We start from the raw sequence: 24045 nt of genomic DNA on the forward strand, positions 1-24045 counted from the left end.
TCCTGGGGTTGGGCGGCCGGCCGGTAGCCGGCAGGGAAGGTCAGAGGACGGAGGAATACGCCACGACGCCGCGGCGGATCAATGAGATGGCGTCCGAGCACAGGCGTGCCAGGCGGGGATCGAGGCCGGGAATTTTCGCCAGCTGGTCCAGCAGGTCAACCACCTGCTTCACCCACCGGACAAAGTCCCCTGCGGCGAGATCAGTGCCGCTCAGGACGTCCTGCAGGTGCCGGCCGCGGGCCCACTTGTAAATGGGCCACACGAGGCCCAGCTCGGGCTCGCCGGTCAGCGGCAGCTTGTTTTCCTCTTCCACATCCTCCAGCGCGGACCATTCCCTGACCACGATGTCCACGGAGGTCTCCAGCGAGATGCTGGGCATCCGCGGCCGAAGTCCCCGGTCCTCGCGCTTGGCCTGGTAGACCAGCACGCTGGCAAGCGCAGCCACTTCCGCGGCATCGAGGTCATCAAAGGCTCCCAGGCGCAGGGACTGCGAGATCAGCAGGTCCTTTTCGCCGTAGATCCGGCGCAGCCGCTGCCCGTCGGGGCTGATCAGCAGCCTGCCGTCACTGGCCGGTTCAAGGTAACCGTAGGACGAGAGCACGTCGCAGACGCGGTCAAACGTCTTGGCGATGGTGTTGGTGCGGCCCTGGATCTGCCGCACCAGCCCGTCGGTTTCGCGCCGGAGCTTCCACCAGCGTTCGGACCAGCGGGCGTGGTCCTCCCTTTCGCTGCACCCGTGGCAGGGGTGCGCGCGGAGGGCACGGCGGAGGTCCGCGATCCGCTTTTCCTGGTTGGGCAGGGCAGTCGCAAGGCCGAAATCGTTGTTGCGGTTGTTGCCCGGGGCCGGCGGGCGGTTCTCCCGCAGCGCGTTCCGGGCCGAGGACGCGAGGTCCCGCCGCGACTTGGGGACCTTGGCGTTGAAGGACTTGGGAATGCGGATACGGGTGACCGGGGAGATGGGTCCTTCCAGGTCGTCGTTGCCGATCCGGCGCAGCTGGTTGTCCAGCGTCAGCACGGCGGGCCGCGGCTCACGGCTGCTGTGGTCCGAGCTAAGCACAATCGCCGGCCCGGGTGCCCTTCCGCCGGGGACATTCACCACGTCGCCCGGAAGCAAACGGGCCAGCGAATCATCGTTGAGCGACTTTCGCGCGCGTGACTTGGTCCGTGAGGTCACGTTTTCGGCGTCGGACAATTCACGGCGCAACCGCGCGTACTCAGTGAAGTCGCCGAGGTGGCAGGTCATGGACTTGGCGTACCCGGCCAGCGATTCCTCGCGGCTGCGGACCTGCTTGGCGAGGCCCACCACGGAACGGTCCGCCTGGAACTGGGCAAACGAGGATTCCAGGATTTCGCGGGCCCTGGCCCGGCCGAACTGGGCCAGGAGGTTGATGCTCATGTTGTAGGTGGGCCGGAAACTGGAGTTCAGCGGGTAGGTACGCCGGGAGGCGAGGCCGGCTACCGCCGTCGGGTCCGTACCCGGCTGCCACAGCACCACGGCGTGGCCCTCGACGTCGATGCCGCGCCGGCCGGCGCGGCCGGTCAGCTGGGTGTACTCCCCCGCAGTGATGTCCACGTGGGCTTCGCCGTTGAACTTGTCCAGCTTCTCCAGCACCACCGAACGGGCCGGCATATTGACACCCAGGGCCAGGGTTTCGGTGGCGAAGACCGCCTTGACGAGGCCGTCCGCGAACAGCTTCTCCACCACCTCCTTGAACGTGGGCAGCATGCCGGCGTGGTGGGCGGCGAAACCCCGGAGCAGACCGTCACGCCAGGTCCAGAATCCCAGGACGTCCAGGTCATCAGGCGGGATGTCGTGGCCGGCCTCGTCAACGCGCTGGGCGATGATCCGCTGCTCCTTCTCGGTGGTCAGCCACAGGCCGGAGCCCACGCACTGCGCCACGGCGGCATCACACCCGGCCCGGGAAAAAATGAATGTGATGGCGGGCAGGAGATCCATCCTGTCCAGGCTTGCGATCACCTGGGGCCGGCTGGCAGGGCGAACGCCCCGCTCGTCGCCGCCGCGTCCGGGCCGGTCGTTGCCGCGCCTGCCGCGCTGTCCCCGGCCGGCGGGGCCGGACCTGGCGCGGAAGCTCTGCATACTTTCACTGCGGGCAACGGTGAGCAGGTCCGGGTTCACATCGAAGCCGCGGCCCTTGGGGTTGTCCTTCCTGCCGTCCCTGGCCGGCTCTTCGCCGGGCTCGGCGTCCACGGGCGGGGCGATCTCGTCAAAGGTGGTTTCACCGGCGAAGAGGTCCATGATCTGCCGGCCCACCATGACGTGCTGCCACAGCGGCACGGGGCGGTGTTCAGAAACAATGATGTCCGTGTCGCCACGGACGGTATCCAACCACGCGCCGAACTCCTCCGCGTTGGAAACGGTGGCGCTGAGCGAAGCCACCTGCACCTCGCTGGGAAGGTGGATGATGACTTCTTCCCAGACGGCGCCGCGGAAGCGGTCAGCAAGGTAGTGCACCTCGTCCATCACCACGTAGCCCAGGTCATCCAGGGTGGCCGAATCGGCGTAGAGCATGTTCCGCAGGACCTCGGTGGTCATCACCACCACCGGAGCATCGCCGTTGATGCTGGTGTCCCCGGTCAGCAGGCCCACGTTCTGGGCGCCGTACTTTTCGGTAAGCTCCGTGAACTTCTGGTTGCTCAAAGCCTTGATGGGAGTGGTGTAGAAGGCTTTGAGGCCGCGCTGCAAGGCGAGGTAGATGGCGAACTCGCCCACGATGGTTTTGCCCGCACCGGTGGGCGCCGCCACCAGGACTCCCCTGCCCTCCTGGAGTGATTTGCACGCCTGGCGCTGGAAATCATCCAGTTCGAAGTCCAGGGTCCGGATGAAGGAGCCCAAATAGGTGGCTGCGTCTGCCCTTCGTTCAGCGCTGGCGCGGTATCTTTCGGCGGGAGAAAGCTCCTCTGGATCGCTGGGCCCGGCGGAGAGTGGGCCAGTGGAGAAAGGCCCGGTATTGGAGGACATATACCAAGCCTAACGGGCGCCTACAGGTTCTTCAGCTCACTGCCCGGGGTGGCGATGTCCGCTGTTGCCTCTGTCTCGGCCATCCGTTTTGCCTGGCGGCGTTCGCGGCGCTTGTCATTCATCAGGCAGATGCCGATGGCGGCAAAAAACAGCACCAGCAGGGGCCCGGCCAACATAAACATCGAAATGGCATCTGCCCCCGGGGCGGCGATGGCGGCAAGCACAAACACCAGGAATACGGTGATGCGCCAGGCCTTGAGGATGGTGTTGCCGGAAATGATTCCGGCCATGTTGACGCCCACCAGGACCACGGGCACCAGGAAGGCGACGCCCAGCACCAGCACCATCCGGGTCACGAACTCGATATACGTCCGGGCATCGATGACGCTGGAGGAGCCCTCCGGCGTGAACTGGGTCAGGGCGTGGACCACCTGGGGCACCACAAGCCAGCCGGCCCAGATGCCGGCCAGGAACAGCGGGACCGCAGCCGCCATATAGCCCAGCGTGTAGCGGCGCTCCTTGGATGTCAGACCCGGCGTGATGAAAGCCCAGAGCTGGTAGATCCAGATCGGGCTGGAAATGACTACGCCGATGAGCAACGACATTTGGAGCTTGAAATCGAACGGGGACGCAATGCTCCCGAAGTTGATGGCAGCAAGCCCGCCGGTCTGCTCCGAGATGCGGTTGACCGGCTCGGCCAGTGCCTTCAGCAGCGGATCGTAAAGTATCCAGCCTCCGATGCCGCCTATAACGACGCCGATAGCCGACTTGATCAGCCGGTTCTTCAGCTCTTTGAGGTGGTCCCAAAGAGCCATCCGCCCTTCGGGGTTGGCTTTACGGGACCGCGACAGTGCCACTGGGGTCAGGCGCGGTTCGACGGCGGAACGTCAGTGCCGTCTGTGGGCTCACCGGGCTTCGCCTTGGGGTGGTTGACGATGGTGCCTTCCACCGGGCCCGAAGCGTCGGTGTTGTCAGCCTTGCCGTCGTTCTTCATTTCCTTGACCTCGGATTTGATGATCCGCATGGACTGGCCAAGGCTGCGTGCCATCGCCGGAAGCTTGGGTGCGGCAAAGAGAAGCAAAGCAACGACGATGATAATAACGATGGGCCAGGGGCCATCAAAGAGTCTTCCCACGGGAAATCCTTTCCTCTAAATACATCCTACTTCTACGTCAAGTCGAGATCGCCGAGCGCCTGCGGCTGGCCCCGGTCCGCCTTGCGCTGTACCCGCCGGAGGCGGCGCTGTTCACGGCGGGACGACTTGGATGCTTCGTAATCATGTCGCATGAGGGCGGGCGAGGCAAAAACGGCCGACCCCGGTTGCGGCCCTGCTGCGTGCGGACTGGCGGCAGGCTGTTCAACGGGGGCGATATGCCCCAATTTTTCGCCTGCCGCACTGAGGTCCTTGACCGTCGCCATGAACTGGCGGAACAGCCGGATGCCCAGCAGGACATAAAAAAGCAGCGACAGCGCAACGAGCGCCACCCATATCAGGATCCAGGACCACCAAGGCATGCTGAGAAGTCTAGCCGCCGTACCTGGCCAGGGATGCCGCGAGCCAGTTGCGGGCGGCGTCAGCCAGCCCGGCCGGGGCCAGGATGCGGGCCGAACCGCCGTGCTGGGCCACGAACATAGGCAGCCAGTCGGTGTTGCCAAAACGGATTTCGGCCACCAGCCCGCCGTCGTCGAGTTCCGCCGTGCGCTCGGCGTAGTAGTCGTCCGCGATCCCCCTCCCCTGCCGGGTGAGCTGGACGGTGACCACTGTATCGTCGTCCTTGGGTGTGAAGAGCTTCGCCGGGACGCCCTGCACGGGTGTGTTTCCTGCCGGTGCCGGCAGGCCGTTGGGGTGAACATCCTGGACCCGGTCCAGCCGGAAATTCCGCAAGCCTTCCACGGAGTGGCAGTAGGCCTCGAGATACCAAATGTTGTCCAGGGAATAGAGGCGCAGCGGATCAACGTCCCGCTCCGACACCGTGTCCCGCTGCGCTGACAGGTACGTCAGGCGCAGCTGGGACCGGGACCCGATGGCCTCCCGGACAATGGCGTGCGTGGCGGCGTCCCCGGGTGCCACTTCCGGTCCAGCGAGGGACGCGGCCCGGAGTCCTTCCTCGCCGGCGGCTGCCAGCAGCTTGAGGGTCACCGACTCCAGGGCGCCGCCTTCGGCCACGCCGGGCAGCCCGTTCAGGGATTCCAGCCCCGTCAGGAGGGCACAGGCTTCCTCCACCGTGAACCGGACCGGCTTCTTCAGGTCCAGGTCCTGGGTGATGTAGACGTGGTCGTTCTCCCATTGGATGTCCAGCAGATCGTCGGGGTAGCCCTCCGGGAGCCCGGAACAGATGAGGATCTGCAGGTCGTCTTCCAGTTCTTTCCGGCTGATGCCGAAATGCTCGGCCACATCCTGGATGTGCAAACCCTGATTGTGCACCAGGAACGGGACCAGTTCAAGCATGCGCCTGAGCTGGTCCTCCGAGGTGCGCGGACGGACAGGCCGGGCCGGCGCGGCGGCAAATTCGAAGGCGGGAACAGGACTGCTGCTGAAGTCTGCTGCGGCACGGAGCCGGCGCCGCACGGCATCGGCGAGTTCGACCGGTGCCACGGCCCGTGCGTCCGGTCCGTAGGAGGCAAGCTCTTCGGCCAGGACCTCCGGGTCCCGGTACTGCAGGCTGAACCGGTCGTAGCCTGGCTCGGGCTGGGGCCAGGGGCCGCTTTCCTGCGCCGCGTCCTGTGCCAGGGGTGTTTGTGGGGTGCCTCGGCGCCGCAGAGCCAGGAGCCGCCCGGCACGGACGTCCACGACGGCGGTGCGCAGCGGCAGCTCGGGAAGGCGTCCGAGTTCCTCACGGACGTTGAAGTCCCGCGGAGGGACAAACTGCTCACGGTCCAGGGTTGCCACTGCGCCGGTGAAGCGGGAGAGGCGGAAATGGCGGGGTGCCTTTCGAGCACGGTCGTAGCCCACCAGGTACCAGTGTCCGAAGCGGCTGCCGAGTCCCCAGGGCTCCACAGTCCGCAGTTCCTCGGCACCGGTACTGCCTGCCAGGTACGTGAACGTGACGGGGTGCCTGGCATGCATCGCCGCAACGAGGTCGTCGAAGGCCTGGCCTGCGGGCTTGATCCGGGGCTGGACGCCAGGCGGCAGGTGGACGTCGGCGGCCATACCGGACGCCTGCAGTTTCCGCAGCGCACTTTGGGCGGCCGTGCCGAGCGCCGCCCGCTCCCAAAGCTGGGAGGCCAGCAGCAGGACTGTCCATTCCTCCGGGTCCAGCTCCACATCCGGCAGGCGGTTGGATTCCTTGCCGATCCGGTACCTGGTGGTCGCGGGGTCATCCTCGCTCCAGCCCAGGTCCGTCAGGGTCTCCACATCAAAGCCGAACTTGCGAAGGTCCGCCTTGTCCCGCTCAAACATCCGGCCGAAGGACGCCTCGTTGCCCGGAACACTTCGGTAGACCGTTTCGCGCAGTTCGCTGCGGCGCAGGCCATACCTGGTGTTGAGCAGGGCGATCAGCAGGTTAAGGAGGCGTTCAGTACGGGATGCGGACACTCTGGTTACGTTACTAAACTCCGCGCCGGAACGCAGGAAGCGCGGCAGTAACAGGACTTTGGATCCTGTGCTGCCGCGCTTCCAGACTCTTGGGGAGCGAGGGGTCAGCGAACGCCCACGAGGTCAACCACAAAAATCAGGGCTTCATTGGGTTTGATGGCTCCGCCGGCGCCACGGGACCCGTAAGCAAGCTCGGACGGGATTTCGAGGCGGCGGCGGCCGCCCACCTTCATGCCCAGGAGGCCCTGGTCCCAACCCTGGATGACCTGGCCAACGCCTACGCGGAAGTCCAGCGGTGCGCCGCGGCCCCAGGAGGCGTCGAACTCTTCGCCGGTGGACCAGGCAACGCCCACGTAGTGCGTGGATACAGTGTCGCCGGCTTTGGCTTCGGGGCCGTCGCCTTCAATGAGGTCGGTGATGACGAGTTCCGTGGGGACGTCGCCCTCGGGGAAATCGATCTCGGGCTTCTGGCGGTCAAATTCCCGCTGTCCAAAAGACATGGTTGCTCCTAAGTGTCTGGCAGATGGTGTGCTGCGTTGGATGCCGCGGCGAAGGCCGGGCCTGTTGCCATTGTTGCTACTTGGCTCCGAGGATGTCCACTACGAAGACAAGGTCGCCCTTGGCTTCGCCCTGGCCGGCGTCGCCGTAAGCCAGGTCCTTGGGGATGACCAGCAGGACGCGGGAGCCGACGGTTTTGCCCGCCAGGCCCTGGGTCCAGCCCTTGATCACGCCGGTAAGCGGGAAGGTTGCCGGCTCGCCACGGTCGAAGCTGGAGTCGAACTTGGTTCCGCCGGACAGGGTGACGCCCACGTAGTTCACGGTCAGCGTATCGGTTTCCTTAACCGTGGCTCCGGTGCCCTTGATCAGGTCCTGGGACACGAGCGCGGTGGGGGCGGCCACACCTTCGACGGAGATCTCGGGGATGCCGTCTTTCTCAGTGACGGTGGGCAGGCCGGCGGGCGGGGTCACCGTTTCACCTTCGGGCTTCTCCAGTGCGGGGGTCACATCGGAGGCGGAAAGGATTTTGATGATCAGCAGCTGGGTGGGCTGGGCCGGGGCGGACGGGGCGGGGCTGGCACCGTCCGAGGGGCTGGGGGCGGCTGCACCCGGCTGGCCGGGTACGGCCAGTGCAAGGCTGGAACCTACCTTGGCGCCCACGAACGCGTTGTAGATGACCTCGCTGCCGGTCTTCAGTTCCTCGTTGAGTTCGAGGGGCTCGGGCTCGCTGGGGAATGTATCCTCCAGCGTGGACCCGTCGGTGCCGTTGAGGGCCAGGATGGAGATGTTGGCGATCTGGTTCGCCTTCACGGGTTCGCCGCTGCCCTCGGTGACCACCTTGATGGTGGGGTCAGCCACTTCCAGCGGCTTGTCGAACTCCACGCCAGGGGCCTTTTTGTCCCCGTTGTCAGTCAGTTTGAGGGAGTCGAACTTCGCAGTCTCACCAGCAGACTTGCTGGTGGGTTCCGGCTCTGCCGAAGAACCGCCGCAGGCGGTCAACAGCAGCAGAGCGGGAAGAAGGATTGCTAGTAGTCGGCGCACGTAAGAGAACTTTCGTCGGGGCAGGATGGAGGCGGCGATCCGCACGTGGGCGGGCAACACCGCGTGAGGGCCCGATTAAAGGCCTTATCCAGAATAGCCCCTGAACCTGAGTGTCAGCCCATAGAGTCCAGAAGCGCGTCCACCCGGTCATCGACGCTGCGGAAGGGATCCTTGCACAGGATGGTCTGGTGGGCCCGGTCATTCAGTTTCAGGTGCACCCAGTCCACGGTGTAGTCCCGGCCCAGCTCCTGTGCCCGCCGGACGAAGTCGCCACGCAGTTTCGCCCGCGTTGTCTGGGGTGGTGCGTCGACGGCGTCCTTGATGACGGTGTCGTCCACGATCCGGCGCACTGCTCCGCGGGACTGCAGCAGGTAAAACAGACCGCGGCTGCGGGAAATATCGTGGTAGGTGAGGTCCAGCTGGGCTATCCGGGGGGCGTCCAGGCCCAGCCCGTGGCGTTCGCGGTAGTTGTCCATCAGCTTCTTCTTGATGGCCCAGTCGATCTCCGTGTCGATGCTGCGGGTGTCACCGCTTTCGATCGCCTTCAGGGTCCGCTCCCACAGGTCGAGGATCAAGGGAACGTGGGGGTTGTGGGCGCCGTGTTCCTTGACGAACGCGGTGACTTTGGTGAGGTACTCCTGCTGGATCTCCAGTGCTGTCAGTTGGCGTCCGTTAGCCAGCCGCACCAGTGCACGGCCGCTGAGGTCATGGGAAATTTCACGGATACTCCGGATGGGGTTTTCCATCCGCATGTCCCGCATGATGACCCCGGCCTCAATCATGCGCAGGACCAGGTCCACTGTGCCCACCTTCATCAGGGCCGTGGCTTCGGACATGTTGGAATCGCCCACAATCACGTGCAGCCGGCGGTAGAACTCGGCGTCGGCATGCGGCTCGTCCCGGGTGTTGATGATGGGCCTTGACCGGGTGGTGGCGGAGGAGACCCCTTCCCAGATGTGGTCTGCACGCTGGGAAAAGGCGAAGGTGGCCCCGTGCGGGGTCTTGAGGATCTTCCCGGCCCCGGCGATAAGCTGCCGGGTGACCAGGAAGGGAATCAGGATTTCGGCGAGCCGGGAGAATTCCCCGCGGCGTGGAATCAGGTAGTTCTCATGGCTGCCGTAAGAGTTCCCGGCGGAGTCTGTGTTGTTCTTGAACAGGTATACCGTGCCGTTGAAGCCCTCGGCCGCGAGCCGGGCCTGGGCTTCGTCCACCAGGTCATCGAGGATCAGTTCACCGGCCCGGTCGTGGGCGATCAACTGGGCGAGGTCGTCACACTCCGCCGTGGCATATTCCGGATGGGAGCCCACATCCAGGTAGAGCCGCGAGCCGTTGGTCAGGAAGACGTTGGATGACCGGCCCCAGCTGACCACCTTGCGGAAGAGGTACCGGGCCACCTCCTCCGGGGCAAGAGGCCTCGAATCGGGGCTGGAATAGGAAATCCCGAATTCCGTTTCGATACCGAAGATTCTCTTGTCCATGTTGTCCTCCTAGGCCAGCAGTGCAGTGATATCCGCGTCGTCAAGCCGGCGGAAGGCGCGTCGTGAGCCCCGTGAGCTCTCGGACTGCCTGTCCAGGACGGCCACTTCCACCGCCGTGGCGGGCAAAGTCTTCGGCTGGGCATCAGATTCCGCGGCAGGAACCAGGGCGGCCATGGCGAGCCGGAGGGCGTCGGCAAAGCTGAGCGAACTGCGCCAGCCCTCATCGATGGCTGACGAGACCTTGTCCGCCTGTCCGCCCATCACCACGAACTGGTGTTCGTCGGCGATGGAACCATCAAAGGTGAGCCGGTAGAGATGGTCCTCAGCCTGGGTGGGACCTACCTCCGCTACGGCCAGTTCCACCTCGAAGGGCTTCTGTTCTGCGGTAAACACGGCGCCCAGGCTTTGGGCATAAACACTGGCGAGGCCGCGGGCGGTGACGTCCTCACGGTCGTAGGAGTAGCCGCGGACGTCGGCGTACCGCACACCGGCCTGGCGGAGGCTTTCGAATTCGTTGTATTTCCCGACGGCGGCGAAGGCGATCTTGTCGTAAATTTCGCCGATCTTGTGCAGGGACGGCGATGGATTCTCGGCCACCAGCGCGATGCCGTCGGCGCAGCTGATCACGGCGACCGAGCGGCCGCGGGCGATGCCCTTCCGTGCGAAATCCGCACGGTCCTTCATCAGCTGCTCAGGGGATACATAAAACTGCTGTGTCATTGTCAGGCCTCCCGTCCGGCGTTGGTGCGGGCCTCGATGACGTTTCCGGCCGCGGCAGCGAGTTCGTTCTCAGCCACCCGCCTGGCACCTGTCCTGTCCACGGTGTAAATCACGGGCCACAATTTCCGGACGGTGTCCGGGCCGCCGGTGGCGGAGTCGTCGTCGGCCGCATCGTAGAGGGCCTCGACGGCGACGGCGACGGCCTCGGCCTCGCTCAGGTTGGGCCGCCACAGTTTCTTCAGGGCGCCCCGGGCGAAGACTGAACCGGAGCCTACAGTGTGGTGCTCGTGTTCCTCGTACCTGCCGCCGGTAACGTCGTAGGAGAAAAGCCTCCCGACGCCGGCGCTGGTATCGAAGCCCGCGAAGAGCGGCACAACCGCGAGTCCCTGCATGGCAAGGGGAAGGTTGCCGCGGATCATTGCCCCCAGCCGGTTGGCCTTGCCTTCAAGGCTGAGGAGGGTGCCCTCAATCTTCTCGTAGTGTTCGAGTTCAACCTGGAACAGGCGGGTGAGGTCGATGGCGATGCCGGCGGTACCGGCGATGCCCAGGACGGAGTAACGGTCCGCCGGGAAGACTTTCTCAATGTGCCGGCTGGCAATCACGTTGCCCATGGTGGCCCGCCGGTCCCCTGCCATCAGCACACCGCCGGCGTAGCTCAACGCAACGATCGTGGTGGCATGCGGCACCTGCAGCGGAGCGGCGCCGGGCGCACCGGCCTGAAGTCCCCTGTTATAAGGCAGGAGTTCGGGCCGGTCCCGCTGCAGATGTTCGGTGAAGGATGAGGTGGCGTTGGCGGCTACCTGGTTGGCGGTTGATTCCTGCACTCATGCACTCCTTGAACGTAGTTCTTCAACGTCTGTACAGATCCGGCCGGCCGCGGCTTCCGCCACCCTCCGGTCCGGGTTACTGGCCGCCTTTTTGGACGAAGGCGCGCACAAACTCCTCGGCGTTGGATTCGAGCACTCCGTCGATCTCATCGAGGAGGTCATCAACGCCTTCGGTAGCTGCTGATGCCTGTGCTTCGGGCGGCGCCGGGGGTGCCTCGGGAATGTCCTCGTCGACCTGGGTGTCGCGCGATTGCGGCTGCTGCTGCTCCTGGCCTGCCATTGTTACCTCTCCCTTTCCTGCCGGCGGATCCGGCGGATCCTCCGATATGCCCATCCTGCCACGAAGCGGGCCTTCCGGCGCGGTTTACGCCGCAGGCGGAGCGGTGCTGTGTCCCAGCAATTCTCCGAGGAATGGGCCTGCTTCCCGGTAGCGTTCGAACAACGCTCCGGTCAATGCTTTGGTTCCCCTCAAGGGTTCCCTGGTTGGTACACGCTGAAGCCTGCCGTACCCGGGAACGTCGAAGATGACCGAGTCCCAGCTGGCGCCCACCACGTCCTTGCCGAAGCTGCTGATGCATTTGCCGCGGAAGAACGCGCGGGTGTCCGACGGCGGCTCTGCCACCGCCGCCGCTATGGCGCCATCCTCAAGGATCCTGTCCATGCGGTTCCTTGCCAGGAGGCGGTAGTACAGGCCTTTCTCGGGCCTAATGTCCGCCCACTGGAGGTCGATCAGCCCCAGCCGGGCGTCGTTCCACTCCAGGCCGTCGCGGTCGCGGTAACCCTCCAGGAGCGAAAGCTTGGCCACCCATTCCACGGAGCTGGCGGCTGCCGCCCGGTTGTTGTCCAGTTGGGTGAGGACGGTGGCCCAGCGGTCCAGGACGTCGTGGGTGTGGCCGTCACCGTCCACGGCGTCGCCCACACCGGTGTCCTGCGCCAGCTTGGCCGCTGCCTCGTGGTACATCCACTGCAGGTCCAGGGCTGTGACCCGCCGGCCGTCCAGGAGCCGGACGGTGGCGGTAAGGGAAGTATCGTGGCTGACCGCCTGCAGGGCGGGAACCGGTTCGTGGACCTCGATCTTCGGTGCAAGCCCGGCCTCGATGAGGCTGAGGACCATGGCGGTGGTTCCGAATTTCAGGTAGTTGGAGACCTGGCTCAGGTTTGCGTCGCCAATGATGACGTGCAGGCGCCGGTACTTGTCCGCCGTCGCGTGGGGTTCGTCCCTGGTGTTGATGATGGGGCGCCGGATGGTGGTTTCCAGGCCCACTTCGGCTTCGAAGAAGTCGGCGCGCTGGCTGATCTGGTACCCCGGGGTGGACGCGTCCTGGCCGATCCCCACGCGTCCGGAACCGCAAAGAATCTGGCGGCTGACGAAAAAGGGCGTCAGGCCCCGCACAATGTCCCCGAACGGTACTGACCGCGGCATCAGGTAGTTCTCGTGCGAACCGTAGGACACGGACTTGTTGTCCGTGTTGTTCTTGTACAGGTTCACCGGGGGCAGATCCGGGTCCGCCGCCAGCCGCCGCACTGTGGCAAGCGCAACGAGGTCTCCCGCCGCGTCCCAGGTGACGGCGTCCCGGGGGTTGGTCACCTCGGGGCTCGAGTATTCAGGGTGTGCATGGTCCACGTACAACCTGGCCCCGTTGCCGAGGACCATGTTCATCAGCAGGGTGCCGGACTCGTCCTGGCCGTCGAGCTCCAGTTCCTCCCGGCCGTAGGCCAGGGCCACCGCTTCCGCATCCAGCACGGGCGGCTGGTCTGTCAGCTGGCTGGGATGCGCCGAGCCCCTGTCCACGGTCCAGCCGCGGGCGTCGTGCAGGGGTTCCTCGTCCGTGTAATCCCACCGGGTTTCCGCCCCGCCGGCGGCGCGCTGGCGGGTTACCTGGGCATAGGCCTGCACCACACGGGCGCTCATCATGGTGGCGTTCGCGGACGGGGCGGACGGGGCATGGATGCCGTACTCGGTTTCTGCTCCCATGACACGCATGGCCCCGCCCACGGGGAGGGCTCCCCCGGCGGCGGGTACCTGCGCTGCCGTCATAGATACTGCCCTGTGGTCGGCATTGTTTCGATCGATTTTCCTGGCTCCTGGCCGGCCTTGCCCTGGACGATGGTACGGATGTACGTAATCCTTTCGCCCTTCTTGCCGGAGATGCGTGCCCAGTCGTCCGGGTTGGTGGTGTTCGGCATGTCCTCATGCTCGCGGAATTCGTCCACCACAGCCCGCAGAAGATGCTCGATCCGGAGCCCTTTCTGGTGGGTGATGAGGAGGTCCTTGATGGCGTACTTCTTGGCCCGGTCCACCACGTTCTGGACCACGGCGCCGGAGTTGAAGTCCTTGAAGTACAACATTTCGGTATCACCGTTGGCGTAGGTGACTTCCAGGAACTCGTTGGACTTGTCCGTGGAGTACATGGCTTCCACAGTCCGCTGGATCATGGCGTCCACCGTAGCCTGGACGTCGCCGTTGTGCTCCGCGAGGTCGGACTCGTGGAACGGCAGGTCCGTGGTGATGTACTTGTTGAAGATGTCCGCAGCCGCCTCGGCATCCGGGCGGTGGATCTTGACCTTCACGTCCAGGCGGCCGGGGCGCAGGATGGCGGGGTCGATCATATCCTCGCGGTTGGATGCACCGATGACGATGACGTTGTCCAGCCGCTCGACGCCGTCGATCTCGCTCAGCAGCTGGGGCACGATGGTTGTTTCGACGTCGGAGGAGATCCCCGTGCCGCGCGTGCGGAACAGCGAATCCATTTCGTCAAAAAACACCACTACGGGGCTGCCGTCGGACGCCTTCTCCCGGGCACGGGAGAAAATGAGGCGGATGTGCCGTTCGGTCTCGCCTACATACTTGTCCAGGAGCTCGGGGCCCTTGATGTTCAGGAAGTAGCTCTTCAGGTCCACGTTTCCGGAGCGCTCTGCGGCGCGGGCAGCCAGCGAATTGGCCACAGCCTTGGCGATCAGGGTCTTGCCGCAGCCCGGAGGGCCGTAGAGCAGGATGCCCTTGGGCGCCTTCAGGCCGTGTTCCCGGTAAAGGTCAGGATGCAGGAACGGCAGTTCCACGGCGTCGCGGATCTGTTCGATCTGCGGCCCCAGCCCGCCGATATCCTCGTACGTGATGTCCGGGACCTCTTCGAGGACCAGGTTCTCCACCTCGGACCGGGGTACTTTCTCGAGCGCGTAGCCGGTCCGCGAATCAATCGAGAGGGCGTCGCCCACGCGGAGCTTTTCCGCCAGGAGCGCCCCGGACAGCCGGACCACCCGCTCTTCATCGGCCCGTCCCACCACCAGGACGCGGTCCGCGCCGAGCATCTCCTTGAGGGTGGCCAGCTCACCGGCCCGCTCGTAGCCCAGTCCGGCCACAACGAGGAGTGCCTCGTTAAGGAGGACTTCCTGGCCCACGGCCAGCTGGTTGATGTTGACCAGGGGGCTGATGCCCACCCGCATCTTCCGCCCGGCGTTAAAGATGTCCACGGATTCTTCCGTGGCCGCCTGCCCGCTGTTGCCTGGCGACGGCTGCCGCCGGGGATTCAGTTGAAGAATCGTGCCGAAGCTGTAGGGAGGTTGCCCCTCCTGGTCCAACGCGTTTTTCAGCCGCAGAATCTCGGCCTTCGCGGCTTCAAGCATGGTGACCAGCTTGGTGTTGTTCTGCGTTGCCGCAGCCAACTGGCGGTCAATGTGCCTGAGCTTGTCCCGGAGGATGTTGACCTGGCGGTCGGCAACCGAGAGGTCGTTGGCGGCAGACTGCTCTGCCGGTGTACGTCCGGAGTCCTGGTTTGGCGTCTCCATGATGTATCAGCCCCTTCCTGCGCTTCTATTAAGACCTTAGCCCCAAGATGGCAGGTAGGGATGGAGACTCCCGAAATATGGACTAGATCTTGATCTAAGGCGTGTCCACGACGTTCGTGCCCGCGATCGCGTCCCTGGCGGCGCGCCGGAGCTTCTTGTCCGAAACCAGCCGCTCCCCCACGGCACCGGGTGTCCAGGCGTTGACGTCCTCTTCGTTGAACTCCGTCTTGGAGGGGCGGCGCTTCACCGAAATGCCCGTGACGCCGTCCGCCAGCCGGCGGGTTACCAGCAGGAACCCGGTGTGGGCCACCATCCGGTGATCCGGGCGGACGGCGAGGCCCTCGAGATGCCAGCCGCGCACCATGGACTCCCAGGCGTCAGGTTCGGTGAACCGGCCGTCTGCACGGATGGCCTCCGCTGTACGGGACAGCTGGGTAACGGTGGCGACGTAGTTGATCCACACGCCGCCCGGGGCGAGGACCGTCGCCACGGCGTCCAGGCATTCCCAGGGGGCCAGCATGTCCAGGACCACGCGGTCCACGGAGCCGGGCTCCTCGGTCCGGACAACTTCCTCCTGGAAGTCGCCCAGGGTGATCTGCCATGCAGGGTGGGGGCCGCCGAAGATGGTTTCCACGTTCCCGCGGGCGATGTCGGCGAATTCTTCACGCCGTTCGAAGGAGTGCAGGTAGCCGTTGTCTCCAACGGCCCGCAGAAGCGAGATGGACAGGGCGCCGGAGCCTACTCCTGCCTCCACCACCCGGGCGCCGGGGAAGATGTCCGCCATGGTGACGATCTGGCCGGCGTCCTTGGGATACACAACGGCAGCGCCGCGGGGCATGGAGAGGACAAAGTCCGAGAGCAGCGGGCGCAGCGTCTGGTACTGCTGGCCAACATTGTTGACCACTACAGAGCCGTCCACCTTGCCGATGATGTCATCGTGGTTCAGGAAACCGCGGTGGGTGTGGAACGCGCCGCCGCGCTCAAGAGTGACGGTGTTCATCCGTCCACGCTCGTCAGTCAGCTGGACGCGTTCCCCTTCGCGGAAGGGTCCGCGCCGACGGGCAGCTCCCACCGGCTGCGAGGCGCCGGGGCCAACACCGGGTTGGGCTGCCGCGGCGGCTTCGTTGACGGCAGTTTCGCTGCTCATGATATTCCTCGCTCCTGTAAAACTGGTGTGCCTCACGTGTTCGTTGCTGAAGGCGTCAAGCTGTGGCGGCGGCAATGCTGCCGGCAGGTAACTCTACCGGTTCCCGCCCTGCCGGCGCCCATCCGGCCGCGCGCGCCTGCCGGTAATGGCCGACAGCACCGCGTCCTGCGAGAGCAGCCCCGTCACCTTGCCGTTGTGGTCCACAACGGCGTAGTCCCGGCCTTCAAGCTGTGACAGGAAGTGCAGGAGCTCCTGCCCTTTTGACCATTCAGGCACATAGGCGCCGGGGGCAAGGGCGTAGGACACCGCACTCAGCGGAGTGGTTCCGGCAGCGGCCGCCGGGACAGACTGCAGGGCGGCCGGGTCCACTACGCCCGTTGGGCGTCCGTCTGCTGCACACACCACCACCGAGGCCGACGGCGGCGCTCCCGTCCTGAGGGCGTCCAGGACTGACGCCGTGGCCGGCAGCCCGATGGCCGGCGTCGACAGCCCTGCCGCGCTGACCAGGTGCAGCCGTCCCCGGAGGGTTCCCTGCTGAATGGCGGCGGAGGCGCCCATCCAGAGGAAGCCGCCCACCAGGACCGTAATCATCAGCAGGCTGAATTCGGGTGAAACGCCGGCGAGCAGCGGCCGGAGGATGAACCAGTAGCCGAGGGCAATCACGATCAGCCGGCCGCCCCATCCTGCTGCCACGGTTCCCTTGGCCTGGCTGCCGGTAGCTTTCCAGACGACGGATTCCACCAGGCGGCCACCGTCCAGGGGCAGCCCGGGGAGGACGTTGAAGACGCCAATGAGGAAATTGGCCCACATAAAGATGTTGGTGAGAATTTCGGCAACACTGCCCAGGGCGGCGCCGTTGAGCACCAGCCAGGCGCCGGCGGCGAGGACAAAGTTGGCGGCGGGGCCGGCCAGGGCCACCAGGACTGACCGGCCCGGGGTGGCCGTGAAGCTGTCGAACTGGGTGTGCCCGCCCCACAGGTTGAGCACAATCTTCTGGGTTGGCCAGCCGTAGATTTTGGCGGTCAGGGCGTGGGCCAGTTCGTGGACCAGGACCGAGATGAGCAGCAGCACAGCATAGGCGAACGCGACAACGTATGCGGTGGCACCGAGAGCCGGGTTGCTCCGGTCAAGGACCGGCCCGTAAACAATCACCGTGAAAGCGGCGATGATGAACCAGGAGTAGGCCAGGACAACCGGGACTCCGGCGATCCGGCCCAGCGGTATGCCCTCACGGCGGACCGGCGCGGCTGTCTCAGTCATGGGCGGTCCCCGGTGCCCCGGCCCCTTCCAACGTGGCGGCTTGGTGCCGGGCATGCTCGGGCCCGGCGGTGCCGTCCGGGAGGAAACGGGCCAGGATGACGTCCTCCAGGTCCGCCCGCGACCGGCCCGCCAGGGAATCCCACAGAATGTAGCGTTCGTCTTCAGGCAGGGGAACGATATGGGGAATGGCGACGGTGGCGACACCCGAGGCGACTGCCGCCGCCACTCCCGGCGTTGAGTCTTCCAGCGCAACACAGTGCTCCAGGGAAAGGTCCGGATCGGTTTCCCGAAGCAGTTCCACTGCCTTCAAGTACGCCTCCGGGTGCGGCTTTCCCTGCGCCACGGTATCCCCGGTGACCACCACCTCGAAGTACGGCCGGGGAAGGCTGGCCACCACTTCCCGGGCGAGGGGTCCCTCGGACATCGTCACAAGCGCGCACCTCACACCCGCCTGGTGCAGGTCTTCGAGCAGTTCCCGGGCACCCGGGCGCCACGGCACCTGCTGCCGGACGCTGGCCACCACTTCGGCGGTCAAGGTATCAATAATCTGCCGGATGCCAAGGTCGACACCGGCCTGCTGGAGCAGCCCGGCGGAGAACGTAAGCGACTGGCCTACCAACTGCATGGCCTGTTCGTGCGACCAGGTTCCGCCGTGGGCTTCAACCAGCGCGTGCTCCGCAGCAATCCAGTAGGGCTCGGTATCCACTATGGTGCCGTCCATGTCCCATAGGGCGGCTTTGAGCGGGGAAGGTGTGGCTGGGAGTCGCATCCACCCAGTCTACGGGGACAGCCTGAACGGGGGCTGGGGCTACGCCTTGGGCGAATACGGGGCTCCTTACGCCCTTTTCCGGCACGAACGGCGCATTTTTCAGCGCTTCATTCAATGCAACACCCTCCTCCTTGGACGTAGGGTGAAGAAATGAATAGCTTCGAGGGAGACACCACCGAACCGGGGGCAGGACCCGCCCGCGAACGGTTCCTGCAGCCTGTGCCTGATGGGCAGCGCGTGACAGTGATGCTTGCCGCCTTTGAAGGCTGGAATGACGCCGGCGAGGCCGCGAGCGACTCGCTGCGGTATCTCAACAAGCTCTGGGGCGGCAAGAAAGTGGCGTCCATCGACGCCGACGAGTATTACGATTTCCAGTTCACGCGCCCCACGATCCGCAGGAACGCCGCAGGTGAACGAAAGATCAAGTGGCCTTCCACTCGCATCTACAAGGCCAGCCCGCCGAATTCCAACGTGGACGTCATCTTTGTCCAGGGCACCGAGCCGTCCTATAAATGGCGCGCGTACACGGCCGAACTCCTGGTCCATGCCGAAGCCCTGAATGTTGATTACGTAATCCTGGTGGGCGCACTGCTGGCGGACGTGCCCCACAGCCGGCCCATACCCGTCAGTACGTCCTCCGACGACGGGCCGCTGCGGGAACGCATGAACCTGGAAGCGCCGCAGTATGAAGGGCCCGTGGGCATCGTGGGAGTCCTCTCCGAGGTTTCGCTGCTGGCCGGCATCCCCGCCGTCTCGCTGTGGGCTGCGGTTCCGCACTACGTTGCCCAGGCCCCTTCGCCGAAGGCGCAACTGGCTCTCCTCCACCGCATCGAGGAGCTCCTCCAGGTGCCGCTGGACACGCACGAGCTGGCGGAGGAAGCGGACGCCTGGGAGCGCGGCGTGGACGAACTTGCCACCGAGGATCCGGAAATCGCGGCTTACGTCCGGCAGCTTGAGGAGGCGAAGGACACGGCAGATCTTCCGGAAGCAACCGGTGAGTCCATCGCCCGCGAGTTCGAACGCTACCTCAAACGCCGGGGCCAGGACCGGCCCTAGCCGGCACAGCCGCCCCGAAGCTGCCCCCGGACCTGCCCTCGGGCGGGTGCGGAGGCAGCCCTTTTTTACCTTTAAAGGCGGATGCCGAGGAGGGCGTCGACGGCGTCCCGCACCAATGCCTGGTCCTCGCCGCTGGCGGGGCTTCCGGCGGCGTTAGCCTGTCCTGCCCAGCGGGTGACGGCCGCCACGGCCGCGGGAGCGTTGAGGTCAGCAGCGAGGGCTGCGCGCATTTCAGCGATCAGGGGGGCAGCCGAGCCGGCGGGCGCGGAGGCCAGCGCCTGGCGCCACGCGGCGAGATCCGCCTTCGCGGCCTCGAACCCTTCTTCAGTCCAGGACCAGTCAGAACGGTAGTGGTGGCCGAGGATGGCCAGGCGGATGGCGGCCGGGTCCTCCCCTGCCGCCCGCAGCTTCGAGACCAGCACCAGGTTGCCTTTGGACTTGCTCATCTTCTCGCCGTCCAGCCCCACCATGCCGGCGTGCGCGTAGTGCTTGGCGAGCGGGACGCCGGCCAGGGAATAGGCGTGGCCCGCTCCCATTTCGTGGTGCGGGAAAATCAGGTCGGACCCGCCGCCCTGAACCGTGAACGGCGACGGCAGGTACTTCTGCGCGATCACCGTGCATTCAATGTGCCAGCCGGGCCGCCCTGCTCCGAGGCTGCCGCCGGGCCAGCTCGGCTCGCCTTCCCGCGCCACCCGCCACAGCAAAGGATCCAGGGCCTGCCGCTTGCCGGACCGGCCGGGATCTCCGCCGCGTTCGGCAAAAAGCTCCAGCATTTCGCTTTCCGCCAGCCCGGAGATGGAACCCAGGGTCCAGGCTTCCGGGGACACTGACTGCTTGCCGGCCGCTTCGACGTCGTAATAAACATCGCCGTCAGGCTCGCCGTTGGTGCCCTGCACCTTGTAGGCCAGCCCGAGGCTGACGAGGCGTTCCACCTCCGGAACGATGAGGGAGATGGATTCGACGGCGCCGACGTACTGGTCCGGAGCGAGGACGTTCAGCGCCTCCATGTCCGTCTGGAAGAGCTCGATCTGGCTGGCCGCCAGGTCCCGCCAGTCCACGCCGGTGGCCGTGGCGCGTTCCAGCAGCGGATCATCCACATCCGTGACGTTCTGGACGTAGGAGACGCGGTGGCCGGCGTCCCGCCAGGCCCGGTTCAGGAGGTCGAACGCTACATAACTGGCCGCATGGCCCATGTGCGTGGCGTCGTACGGGGTGATGCCGCAAACGTACATGGACGGCTGCCCGTCCGGTTCCAGGGCCACCTCGCGCCCTACAGCGGTGTCGAACAACCGGATGGCGGGCATGCTGCCGGGCACGTCAGGAACAGGGCGGGAAGTCCAGGATTTCACAGACCAAGCCTAGTGCTAGGCGCTGATGACACCGAAACCGAGAAGCAGGTACAGGGCGAGGCCCAGGAGGATCCGGTACCAGACAAACAGGCGGTAGCTGCGGGTGGAGACGAACTTCAGGAACCAGCCGATGATGACGTAGCCCACCACCAGGGCGATAACGGTGGCGAGGGCCGTTTCCGGCAGGCCGTAGGGGCCCGTGATGCCCTCTTTGGATACCGTTTTGTACAACTGGAAGAGTCCGCTGCCAAAAACGGCCGGAATGGCCAGCAGGAAGGAGTAGCGCGCGGCGGCTTCACGGGTATAGCCCATCAGGAGGCCGGCCGTTATAGTGCCGCCGGACCGGGACACGCCAGGGATCAGGGCCATGGCCTGCGCGAAGCCATAGAGAATGCCGTGCTTGTAGGTGAGATGGTTAAGGTCCCGCTTCTGCTTGCCAACCGCGTCTGCGACGGCCAGGAACAGGCCGAACACAATCAGCATGGTGGCGACGATCCACATGCTTCGAAGCACGGACTCGATCTGGTCCTGGAACAGCAGGCCCAGGACGATGATGGGAAGGCTGCCCAGGATGACAAGCCAGCCCATCCGGGCGTCAGGGTCCTGCCGGGACACTTTTCCGGTGAGCGACCCGGCCCACGCCTTGACGATCCGGACGATGTCCCGCCAGAAGTAGATCAGCACCGCGGTTTCGGTTCCCAGTTGGGTGATGGCGGTGAAAGCCGCGCCCGGATCCTCGGCGTTGGGCAGGAATTGCCCCACAATCCTCAGGTGCGCACTTGATGAAATAGGAAGAAATTCGGTCAGTCCCTGCACAAGGCCCAGCAGGGCCGCCTCAAACCAGTTCACGCTAAGACCCTACGGCATGCCAGTGCTGCTTCTGCCCGTAAGCTTGCTGCTATGCAGCAGCGTTACGTCGGCAACAGTGGATTGCGAGTCTCCGCCCTTTCCCTTGGCACCATGTCCTGGGCCGGCGAGACGGACGAACAGGACGCTTCGGAATTGCTGCGCACCTTCCTCAATGCCGGCGGCCGGCACGTTGACACGGCGGCGTCCTACGCGGACGGACGGTCCGAGGCGATGATCGGTTCGCTGCTGGGCGACGTCGTGGCCCGCACCGAGATTTCCATTTCCACCAAGGCCGGAATGACGACGCCGGATGGCCGGCGGGGTGTGGACACGTCCCGCAACGCTATGCTCAGCGGCCTTGAGGCCAGCCTGGCCAGGCTCGGCACCGACTATGTGGACGTCTGGTTCGCGCAGGCCTGGGACGGCAATGTGCCGTTGGACGAGACACTGTCCGCTTTGGAGTTTGCGGTGCGGACCGGCCGTGCCCGTTACGCCGGAGTCTCGAACTTCAACGGCTGGCAGACGGCCAAGGCTGCGGCGATCGCCGGGATTCCGCTGGTGGCTGCGCAGGCCGAATATTCGTTCCTGGAGCGGAAACCGGAGGCGGAGCTTATCCCCGCCGTCGAGGATGCCGGCCTGGGCCTTATGGCGTGGGCGCCGCTGGGCCGTGGTGTGCTGACCGGCAAGTACCGCGGCAGTATCCCGTCCGGTTCCCGCGGAGCGTCGGCGGCGGCAGCCGGCTACGTTGAACCGTACCTTGATGGCAAGGCATCCCGGACGGTCGAAGCCGTGTGCATGGCGGCGAAAGGGCTGGGCCGGACACCGCAGGATGTGTCCTTGAGCTGGCTTTTGTCGCAGCACGGGGTTTCCACCGCAATTGTCGGGCCCCGCACGCCAGCGCAGCTGAAGGAAATTCTGGATGCGCAGCTGACACCGCTGCCGCCCGAAATTGCCTGCGCCCTGGAAGACGCTTCAGCACTCAACTAGGGCTTCGGCCGGACCATGGTGCGGCCTTTGTATCAGAGGTTCCGGTCCTCGACGATTTCCAGGTCCTCGTCATCGACGTCGCTCTCTTCATCCTCTTCGTCCTCGTCATCAAAGACCTGGAGCGGGGTGACCTCGTTGTAGGCCTCGTAGAGGGCGTCCTCGTAGACTTCAAAGGCATCGGCAACAGCAAAAAAGGCCGCTTCGACGGAGGGATCTCCATCTCCGCGGCGGTTCGATGCTGCTATAAGGTGTTCTTCCAAAGCGGTGGTCAAGGACTGAAGCGCGACACGCGGATCGATGCTCATGACTTCACGTTAGCCGGAAAAGGACGAAAATGGAGAGCAAATGAAGGAACAATTTCTCACCAGCTCGGTCCAGCGGGAACGGGACTATGCGAAGCAGTACGAGTACCTCGTACTGACGGTCAGCCCTGTGGATTCACTGCACGAAGCACGGCGCCGCCTGGTGGAACACTCCGAATACGGCAAGTGGGAGCTGGAGCGCAGCAAGCTGTATCTGGGCGGAGGCAGGCGGTTCTGGCTCCGTCGCCGGGTTATGCAGGTCCAGCGGACCGTCTAGGAAACACCTGCCCAGCGGACCGTCTAGTCCTCCAGCGGCCCCAGCCAGGCGGTGGCTACCGTGTTGTGGGCCGATTCGTCGTCGGACGGGTGGAACATGCCCGCCAGGACGTCCCGGTACAGCCGCTCGAGCTCGGAGCCGCGGAAGTAGCTTGATCCCCCGCTCACCCGGACGGCCAGGTCCACCACGCGCCGTGCGGTTTCGGTGGCATTCACTTTCAGGCCCACGAGCTTGGGGACCCACTGCGGGCCGTGGTCTGCGAGGCTGTCGACGTCGGCCGTGACCGTTGCCAGCTGCGGGTAGAGGTTGTCCATGGCCATCGCCGCGTCCGCGACTTTCCAGCGGATGTCCGGGTCCTGCGCGTAGCTGCGTCCGGCGTTCTTGAACGAGGTACGCCGTTTGACGGCCTCCACCCCCACCGCCAGCGCACGCTCCCCCACGCCGGTGTAGACGGCGGCCAGAAGCGTCTCGAAGCACGCGAAGATGGCGAAGATCAGGGGATCCCGGTTGGGACCCACGGGGAGCAGGCGGAAGATCCGCTCTGCCGGGACTTCAACGCCTTCCAGGACCGTGGTGTTGGACTGGCTGGCGCGCATCCCGAGTGTGTCCCAGTCGTCAAGGATCCGGTAGCCCGGCGTTTCCCGGGTGATAAAACCGTGGACGAGTTCGCCGTCGCCGTCCCTGCCGGATGGATCCTTCCCGAAGATCCCCAGCCTGGTCCAGGCCGGCGACAGGCTGGTAAAGATCTTGGTTCCCGTGAAGGCGTAGCCGCCGCCGGGCAGTGGCTCCGCCATGGTGCGGGAGTCGAAGAGGACCGAGTCGTTGCCTGCTTCGGAATTGCCGAAGGCGAAGATTTCACCGGCGGCCGCTTCCTTCAGGACGAAGTCCAGTGATGTGTCCCCGCGCATGCCGAGGACCTGCGCGACGCCGGTCCATACCAGGTGCATGTTCACCGCCAGGGCCGTGGCGGGGGCAGCCGTTGCCAGCCTCCGCTGGCACTGCGCCGCCGCCGCGAGCCCCAGTCCCTTGCCGCCGTCGTCCGTGGGGACAAAAAGCTTCAGGTAACCGGCCTCCACCAGCTCCAGCAGATCCTCGTGGAAGAAAGTGTTGTGCTGGTCGTAGCCGGCGGCGCGGGCGCGGATCCGATCCAGCAGTTCCTCCGGCAGGACGTCTTCCGGGGTCAT

General features: G+C 65.4%; 23 protein-coding genes. 3 read left to right on the top strand and 20 right to left on the bottom strand.

Going from position 1 to position 24045, the window contains the following annotated elements; all coding sequences use genetic code 11:
- Positions 1-40: 40 nt before the first annotated feature.
- From ARTSIC4J27_RS10970 to ARTSIC4J27_RS11045, 16 genes are all read right to left on the bottom strand, one after another.
- Positions 41-2980 carry a DEAD/DEAH box helicase gene (locus ARTSIC4J27_RS10970; RefSeq protein WP_050055243.1) on the bottom strand — a complete coding sequence of 980 codons (2940 nt, stop codon included), beginning with the start codon at positions 2978-2980 and terminating at the stop codon, positions 41-43.
- A 20-nt stretch (positions 2981-3000) separates the two neighbouring features.
- Positions 3001-3795, bottom strand: coding sequence for a twin-arginine translocase subunit TatC (gene tatC / locus ARTSIC4J27_RS10975; RefSeq protein ID WP_050055244.1), 795 nt, complete (start codon positions 3793-3795; stop codon positions 3001-3003).
- 47 nt (positions 3796-3842) lie between these two features.
- The gene (tatA, locus tag ARTSIC4J27_RS10980; protein WP_050055245.1) at positions 3843-4115 is read right to left on the bottom strand and encodes a Sec-independent protein translocase subunit TatA; all 273 of its coding nucleotides are present in this window, start codon (positions 4113-4115) and stop codon (positions 3843-3845) included.
- Positions 4116-4147: 32 nt separating this feature from the next.
- On the bottom strand, positions 4148-4495 hold the full coding sequence (locus tag ARTSIC4J27_RS10985; protein WP_050055246.1) for a hypothetical protein: 348 nt from the start codon (positions 4493-4495) through the stop codon (positions 4148-4150).
- A 10-nt stretch (positions 4496-4505) separates the two neighbouring features.
- Positions 4506-6515 carry a helix-turn-helix transcriptional regulator gene (locus ARTSIC4J27_RS10990; protein ID WP_050055247.1) on the bottom strand — a complete coding sequence of 670 codons (2010 nt, stop codon included), beginning with the start codon at positions 6513-6515 and terminating at the stop codon, positions 4506-4508.
- Positions 6516-6619: 104 nt separating this feature from the next.
- A complete protein-coding gene (locus ARTSIC4J27_RS10995; protein ID WP_050055248.1) occupies positions 6620-7015 on the bottom strand; it encodes an FKBP-type peptidyl-prolyl cis-trans isomerase in 396 nt (131 codons plus the stop codon).
- 76 nt (positions 7016-7091) lie between these two features.
- Complete coding sequence (locus ARTSIC4J27_RS11000) at positions 7092-8054, bottom strand: FKBP-type peptidyl-prolyl cis-trans isomerase (protein WP_050055581.1); 963 nt, start codon at positions 8052-8054, stop codon at positions 7092-7094.
- A gap of 113 nt (positions 8055-8167) precedes the next feature.
- A complete protein-coding gene (gene pafA, locus ARTSIC4J27_RS11005; protein WP_050055249.1) occupies positions 8168-9532 on the bottom strand; it encodes a Pup--protein ligase in 1365 nt (454 codons plus the stop codon).
- Positions 9533-9541: 9 nt separating this feature from the next.
- Positions 9542-10252, bottom strand: a complete 711-nt coding sequence (gene prcA, locus ARTSIC4J27_RS11010) for a proteasome subunit alpha (RefSeq protein WP_050055250.1) — start codon at positions 10250-10252, stop codon at positions 9542-9544.
- A 2-nt stretch (positions 10253-10254) separates the two neighbouring features.
- Complete coding sequence (gene prcB, locus ARTSIC4J27_RS11015) at positions 10255-11076, bottom strand: proteasome subunit beta (RefSeq protein WP_050055251.1); 822 nt, start codon at positions 11074-11076, stop codon at positions 10255-10257.
- A gap of 79 nt (positions 11077-11155) precedes the next feature.
- Positions 11156-11359 carry a ubiquitin-like protein Pup gene (locus tag ARTSIC4J27_RS11020; RefSeq protein WP_050055252.1) on the bottom strand — a complete coding sequence of 68 codons (204 nt, stop codon included), beginning with the start codon at positions 11357-11359 and terminating at the stop codon, positions 11156-11158.
- 84 nt (positions 11360-11443) lie between these two features.
- Positions 11444-13117: a depupylase/deamidase Dop gene (gene dop / locus ARTSIC4J27_RS11025; protein WP_050055253.1), complete on the bottom strand. Its 1674-nt coding sequence runs from the start codon at positions 13115-13117 to the stop codon at positions 11444-11446.
- Complete coding sequence (gene arc / locus ARTSIC4J27_RS11030; protein ID WP_050055254.1) at positions 13114-14865, bottom strand: proteasome ATPase; 1752 nt, start codon at positions 14863-14865, stop codon at positions 13114-13116. The genes dop and arc overlap by 4 nt, the downstream gene beginning before the upstream one ends.
- A 94-nt stretch (positions 14866-14959) precedes the next feature.
- A complete protein-coding gene (locus ARTSIC4J27_RS11035) occupies positions 14960-16012 on the bottom strand; it encodes a tRNA (adenine-N1)-methyltransferase (RefSeq protein WP_050055255.1) in 1053 nt (350 codons plus the stop codon).
- A 93-nt stretch (positions 16013-16105) separates the two neighbouring features.
- Positions 16106-17272: a site-2 protease family protein gene (locus tag ARTSIC4J27_RS11040; RefSeq protein WP_050055256.1), complete on the bottom strand. Its 1167-nt coding sequence runs from the start codon at positions 17270-17272 to the stop codon at positions 16106-16108.
- A complete protein-coding gene (locus tag ARTSIC4J27_RS11045) occupies positions 17265-18041 on the bottom strand; it encodes an HAD family hydrolase (RefSeq protein WP_152683855.1) in 777 nt (258 codons plus the stop codon). Before ARTSIC4J27_RS11045 ends, ARTSIC4J27_RS11040 begins: the two co-directional genes overlap by 8 nt.
- Before the next feature lie 150 nt (positions 18042-18191).
- Here ARTSIC4J27_RS11045 and ARTSIC4J27_RS11050 point away from each other — a divergent pair, with 150 nt between their 5' ends.
- The gene (locus ARTSIC4J27_RS11050; RefSeq protein ID WP_050055257.1) at positions 18192-19097 is read left to right on the top strand and encodes a PAC2 family protein; all 906 of its coding nucleotides are present in this window, start codon (positions 18192-18194) and stop codon (positions 19095-19097) included.
- Positions 19098-19168: 71 nt separating this feature from the next.
- Here the strand turns inward: ARTSIC4J27_RS11050 and mshC are convergent, their stop codons facing one another.
- Both mshC and ARTSIC4J27_RS11060 read right to left on the bottom strand, forming a co-directional pair.
- Positions 19169-20446: a cysteine--1-D-myo-inosityl 2-amino-2-deoxy-alpha-D-glucopyranoside ligase gene (gene mshC / locus ARTSIC4J27_RS11055; protein WP_050055258.1), complete on the bottom strand. Its 1278-nt coding sequence runs from the start codon at positions 20444-20446 to the stop codon at positions 19169-19171.
- Between the two features lie 15 nt (positions 20447-20461).
- Positions 20462-21295 carry an undecaprenyl-diphosphate phosphatase gene (locus ARTSIC4J27_RS11060; protein WP_050055259.1) on the bottom strand — a complete coding sequence of 278 codons (834 nt, stop codon included), beginning with the start codon at positions 21293-21295 and terminating at the stop codon, positions 20462-20464.
- A 51-nt stretch (positions 21296-21346) separates the two neighbouring features.
- On the opposite strand from ARTSIC4J27_RS11060, the gene ARTSIC4J27_RS11065 reads away from it, so the two are divergent.
- Entirely contained in the window at positions 21347-22282 is a 936-nt protein-coding gene (locus ARTSIC4J27_RS11065) for an aldo/keto reductase (protein ID WP_050055260.1), read from the top strand.
- A gap of 32 nt (positions 22283-22314) precedes the next feature.
- Here the strand turns inward: ARTSIC4J27_RS11065 and ARTSIC4J27_RS11070 are convergent, their stop codons facing one another.
- On the bottom strand, positions 22315-22587 hold the full coding sequence (locus tag ARTSIC4J27_RS11070; RefSeq protein ID WP_050055261.1) for a hypothetical protein: 273 nt from the start codon (positions 22585-22587) through the stop codon (positions 22315-22317).
- A 40-nt stretch (positions 22588-22627) separates the two neighbouring features.
- On the opposite strand from ARTSIC4J27_RS11070, the gene ARTSIC4J27_RS11075 reads away from it, so the two are divergent.
- Positions 22628-22861: a DUF5703 family protein gene (locus tag ARTSIC4J27_RS11075; protein ID WP_050055262.1), complete on the top strand. Its 234-nt coding sequence runs from the start codon at positions 22628-22630 to the stop codon at positions 22859-22861.
- Between the two features lie 23 nt (positions 22862-22884).
- Here ARTSIC4J27_RS11075 and ARTSIC4J27_RS11080 read toward each other — a convergent pair whose 3' ends face one another.
- Positions 22885-24045: an acyl-CoA dehydrogenase family protein gene (locus ARTSIC4J27_RS11080; RefSeq protein ID WP_050055263.1), complete on the bottom strand. Its 1161-nt coding sequence runs from the start codon at positions 24043-24045 to the stop codon at positions 22885-22887.

The organism is Pseudarthrobacter siccitolerans, from assembly GCF_001046895.1.
Taxonomy (GTDB): Bacteria; Actinomycetota; Actinomycetes; order Actinomycetales; family Micrococcaceae; genus Arthrobacter; species Arthrobacter siccitolerans.

What these genes read in the sequence shown, in the direction of transcription:
- ARTSIC4J27_RS11070 (WP_050055261.1), bottom strand. Translation starts at nt 22,587, where the DNA reads ATGAGCATCGATCCGCGTGTCGCGCTTCAGTCCTTGACCACCGCTTTG.
- ARTSIC4J27_RS10970 (WP_050055243.1), bottom strand. Translation starts at nt 2,980, where the DNA reads ATGTCCTCCAATACCGGGCCTTTCTCCACTGGCCCACTCTCCGCCGGG.
- ARTSIC4J27_RS11050 (WP_050055257.1), top strand. Translation starts at nt 18,192, where the DNA reads ATGAATAGCTTCGAGGGAGACACCACCGAACCGGGGGCAGGACCCGCC.
- tatC (WP_050055244.1), bottom strand. Translation starts at nt 3,795, where the DNA reads ATGGCTCTTTGGGACCACCTCAAAGAGCTGAAGAACCGGCTGATCAAG.
- ARTSIC4J27_RS11020 (WP_050055252.1), bottom strand. Translation starts at nt 11,359, where the DNA reads ATGGCAGGCCAGGAGCAGCAGCAGCCGCAATCGCGCGACACCCAGGTC.
- pafA (WP_050055249.1), bottom strand. Translation starts at nt 9,532, where the DNA reads ATGGACAAGAGAATCTTCGGTATCGAAACGGAATTCGGGATTTCCTAT.
- ARTSIC4J27_RS11080 (WP_050055263.1), bottom strand. Translation starts at nt 24,045, where the DNA reads ATGACCCCGGAAGACGTCCTGCCGGAGGAACTGCTGGATCGGATCCGC.
- ARTSIC4J27_RS10995 (WP_050055248.1), bottom strand. Translation starts at nt 7,015, where the DNA reads ATGTCTTTTGGACAGCGGGAATTTGACCGCCAGAAGCCCGAGATCGAT.
- ARTSIC4J27_RS11075 (WP_050055262.1), top strand. Translation starts at nt 22,628, where the DNA reads ATGAAGGAACAATTTCTCACCAGCTCGGTCCAGCGGGAACGGGACTAT.
- ARTSIC4J27_RS11065 (WP_050055260.1), top strand. Translation starts at nt 21,347, where the DNA reads ATGCAGCAGCGTTACGTCGGCAACAGTGGATTGCGAGTCTCCGCCCTT.
- ARTSIC4J27_RS10985 (WP_050055246.1), bottom strand. Translation starts at nt 4,495, where the DNA reads ATGCCTTGGTGGTCCTGGATCCTGATATGGGTGGCGCTCGTTGCGCTG.
- ARTSIC4J27_RS11040 (WP_050055256.1), bottom strand. Translation starts at nt 17,272, where the DNA reads ATGACTGAGACAGCCGCGCCGGTCCGCCGTGAGGGCATACCGCTGGGC.
- ARTSIC4J27_RS11035 (WP_050055255.1), bottom strand. Translation starts at nt 16,012, where the DNA reads ATGAGCAGCGAAACTGCCGTCAACGAAGCCGCCGCGGCAGCCCAACCC.
- prcA (WP_050055250.1), bottom strand. Translation starts at nt 10,252, where the DNA reads ATGACACAGCAGTTTTATGTATCCCCTGAGCAGCTGATGAAGGACCGT.
- dop (WP_050055253.1), bottom strand. Translation starts at nt 13,117, where the DNA reads ATGACGGCAGCGCAGGTACCCGCCGCCGGGGGAGCCCTCCCCGTGGGC.
- ARTSIC4J27_RS11045 (WP_152683855.1), bottom strand. Translation starts at nt 18,041, where the DNA reads ATGCGACTCCCAGCCACACCTTCCCCGCTCAAAGCCGCCCTATGGGAC.
- arc (WP_050055254.1), bottom strand. Translation starts at nt 14,865, where the DNA reads ATGGAGACGCCAAACCAGGACTCCGGACGTACACCGGCAGAGCAGTCT.